Source organism: Thermodesulfobacteriota bacterium, from assembly GCA_040756475.1.
GTDB lineage: Bacteria > Desulfobacterota > Deferrisomatia > Deferrisomatales > JACRMM01 > JBFLZB01.
Genome location: JBFLZB010000327.1, coordinates 1 through 2,673, shown reverse-complemented (window position 1 = coordinate 2,673; position 2,673 = coordinate 1). Strand labels below are relative to the sequence as shown.

The window sequence follows — 2,673 nt, the reverse complement described above, 5'->3', positions numbered from 1 at the left end:
CGGGCAACGGGCAACGGGCAACGGGCAACGGGCAACGGGCAACGGGCAACGGAGCTACGGCCCGCCCTTGCAGAACTCCACCTCGAAGCCCGCCGCGCGAAAGGTCCGAAACCGGGCCCGGGCGGGCCCGAGGCGCTCGGGGAGGTCCACGGGGGCGAAATCCACCACCCGGGCGAAGCCTGCAACCTCGGCAGGTGCGGTGTCCCGGGCGAGGACGAGACAGGTGGCTCCGTTGGGGCTTCCCGGACGCCACCCCACCGCCACGGGAGTGTCGAGGGCGGCCTCCCCCTGCCAGAGGTCGTGGGGGACGAAGGACTCGTCCCGGAAGGTCCACAGGAGGTCGTCGAGGCGCCGGGCCTCCGCCTCGGACTCGGCCCACACGCACACCCGCTCCCCGGCCTCGTAGGCGGCCTCCACCTGACGGCACAGGGCCAGATCCCACCGGGGCCCCCGAATCTCGAAGAAGGTGGCGCGAGGCATGGGCGGATCTTACCCGAGCCCACCGCGCAGGCGCCACCCCCCCTGCCCGTCCGTGCCCGTCCGTGGCGGTCCGTGCTTCCGTCCCCCGTTTGGGCACCGCCCCGACCCCGTGCTATCCTCGCCCCCCACCCCACCCCTGGAGCGCCGATGGTCCCTGCGGTCCCGACCTTCGTGCACCGCGTGCTCTCCTGGACCCGCCGCCTCATGGGGGCGGGGGCCGCAGGGCTGCCCCGGCGGCCCGGGGCGAAGCTCGGCACCTTCCTCGGGGTCTTCACCCCCACGATCCTCACCATCCTCGGCGTCATCATGTACCTGCGGTTCGGGTGGGTGGTGGGGCACGCCGGGCTGGGGAAGACCCTCCTCATCGTGTGCCTGGCCAACGGCATCACCCTGGTCACGACGCTTTCCCTCTCGGCGGTGGCCACCAACACACGGCTCGGCGTGGGCGGGGCGTACTACATCATCTCCCGCAGCCTGGGGCCCGAGATCGGGGGGGCGATCGGCCTGCCCCTCTTCCTGGCCCAGTCGCTCTCCGTCACGCTCTACTCCTACGGCCTTGCCGAGTCCCTGCGCTTCGTCTGGTCCGGGGTGCCCGTGCCCGCCGCGGCCCTCGTCATCGTCCTGGCCGTCGCCGCCCTGGCCTACCGGGGCGCCGGCACGGCCCTGCGAAGCCAGATCCCCATCATGGGGCTCATCGCCTTGTCGGTGCTCGCCCTGGCCGGGGGCGCCCTCTTGGGCGCCGGCCCCCCCGCCCCCCGGGTCTCCGGGGGATCGGGGGAGGTGGGCTTCTGGACCCTCTTCGCGGTCTTCTTTCCGGCGGTTACCGGCATCATGGCCGGCCTGGGCCTCTCGGGAGACCTGAAGGACCCCCAGAAGAGCATCCCCCGGGGCGCCCTGGCGGCCTGCCTGGCGGGGTTCGGGGTCTACCTGACCGTCCCGGTCCTCCTGGCCCTGGGTGCCGACGCCGAGACCCTGCGGGAAGACCCCCTGGTGTGGACCCGGATCGCACCCCTCGGGGCGCTTTTCGTGCTGCCGGGGCTGTGGGGCGCGATCTTCTCCTCAGCGGTGGGCTCCATCCTGGGCGCACCGCGCACGCTCCAGGCCCTCGCCCGGGACCACCTGGCTCCGCGCCGCTTCGCGGCCGTCGCCCAGGAGGGGGGCGAACCGGTTTTCGGGCTCGCGGTCACCCTGGCCATCGCCCTGGGTGCGGTGTTTCTCGGGGATCTCAATACCGTGGCCTCCGTGGTCACCCTCTTCTTCCTCACCGTCTACGGCATGCTCAACCTCGTAGCCGCTCTGGAGGGCCTCTCGGGCGATCCCTCCTGGAGGCCCACCCTGCGGGTGCCCTGGCCGGTGAACCTGGCCGGCTCCCTGGCGTGCTTCGGAACGATGGTTCTCATCAGCGCCGGGGCCACCGTCTTCGCCGTCCTGGTCGTGCTCGCCCTCTACGTCGCCCTCCAGCGCAAGGAGCGCAAGGCCGACTGGGGAGACGTGCGCCGCGGGGTGTACGAGGCCCTCATCCGCTGGGCGCTCGTGAAGCTCTCGCGCCGGCCCCTGAGCGCCCGCAACTGGAGGCCCCACATCCTGGTGTTCGTGGAGAGCGCCGAACGCCGCCTTGAGCTGATCCGGTTCGGCCATTGGTTCAGCCAGGACCGGGGGGTGGTGACCGTGTGCGAGCTCGTGGAGGGCGACCTGCTGGCCCTGGAGCAGGACCCCGTGGAGAGAAAGGACCAGATCGAGGCCTTGTTTCACCGGGAGGGAATCGCCGCCTTCGGCGAGGTGGACGTGGTGCCCAACGTGGAGCAGGGCATCGTGGGGGTGGCCCAGGCCAACGGCATGGCGGCCCTGGAGCCCAACACCGTCCTCCTGGGGTGGCCCGGGGACCCGGAGCGCCTGGCCGAGCTCCTGCGGGTGACCCGCCGCCTGGAGCGCCTCAAGAAGTCCCTGATCATCGGCCGGGTCGATTCCGAGGCCGCGCCTCGGGGGCACCGCCCCCGGAGCGTGCACGTGTGGTGGGGCGGACTGGAGCGCAACGGCGACCTCCTGCTGCTGCTCGCCTACCTCCTCACCCGCAACCGCCAGTGGCGGGGGGCCCGCATCCGGGTGCTCAGCGTCGCCTCGAATGTTCTCATGCGGGAGACGACCGAGCGCACCCTGCGGCGGCTGCTGCCCGAGCTGCGCATCGACGCCGAC

Annotated in this window: 2 protein-coding genes; one reads left to right on the top strand and one right to left on the bottom strand. The window is 72.4% G+C overall.

Features of this window, described 5'->3' with window-relative positions; translation table 11 throughout:
- Positions 1 to 54: 54 nt before the first annotated feature.
- Complete coding sequence (locus AB1578_23280) at positions 55 to 480, bottom strand: DNA polymerase III subunit chi (protein MEW6490821.1); 426 nt, start codon at positions 478 to 480, stop codon at positions 55 to 57.
- 147 nt (positions 481 to 627) lie between these two features.
- Here AB1578_23280 and AB1578_23275 point away from each other — a divergent pair.
- On the top strand, positions 628 to 2,673 hold a 2,046-nt coding region (locus AB1578_23275), incomplete at its 3' end, for a Na-K-Cl cotransporter (GenBank protein MEW6490820.1).

Bases quoted from the DNA above. Each gene is read 5' to 3' on its own strand.
- AB1578_23280 (MEW6490821.1), bottom strand. From the start codon at position 480: ATGCCTCGCGCCACCTTCTTCGAGATTCGGGGGCCCCGGTGGGATCTG.